General features: G+C 62.4%; 1 pseudogene. It reads left to right on the plus strand.

The window, feature by feature from the left end:
• Window position 1: 1 nt before the first annotated feature.
• A pseudogene (locus CSC70_RS13915) lies at window positions 2-687 on the plus strand (transposase); the annotation flags it as partial.

Below are 687 nucleotides of genomic sequence, written 5' to 3' on the forward strand. Positions count from 1 at the left end.
GATCATCGCCACGCTCAAGCAGGCCGACGCAGGCGTTCCAGTCAAAGACATCTGTCGCCAAGTCGGCATCAGCACGGCGACCTATTACCAGTGGAAGAGCAAGTACGGCGGCTTGGAGGCGTCCGAGCTGCGGCGGGTCAAGGAGCTCGAGTCCGAGAACGCCAAGCTCAAACGGATGTACGCCGAGTTGGCGCTCGACAACGCGGCGATGAAGGACCTGATCGCAAAAAAACTCTAGGGCCGGCGCGTAAACGCGAGGCGGTGCGGTTCCTTATCGAGGTCCACGCGCGGCCGTTGCGCCGGTCCTGTGCATGCGTCGGGCTGCCGCGTGCCGCTTGGTACGCACCGCCTCTGGACTGGACGGTGCGCGATGCCGAGCTGATTGCCGAGATCGCGCGTTACGTTGAAGCGCACCCCAGTCGTGGCTTCTGGAAGTGCAGCGACTACCTTCGCAAGCAGCAACCAGGCTGGAATCCCAAACGCATCTATCGCGTTTACAAGGCCATGAAGCTCAACTTACGCCGCGCTGCAAAGCGTCGCCTTCCCAAGCGTGAGCGGGTGCCGCTCTACGTGCCGAGGCTGCCAGACACGGTCTGGTCGGTCGACTTCATGAGCGATGCGCTGGCATGCGGACGACGCTTTCGCACCTTCAACGTGGTGGATGACTTCAATCGCGAGGCGCTGCAC

This window comes from Pseudoxanthomonas kalamensis DSM 18571, assembly GCF_010211745.1.
GTDB lineage: Bacteria > Pseudomonadota > Gammaproteobacteria > Xanthomonadales > Xanthomonadaceae > Pseudoxanthomonas_A > Pseudoxanthomonas_A kalamensis.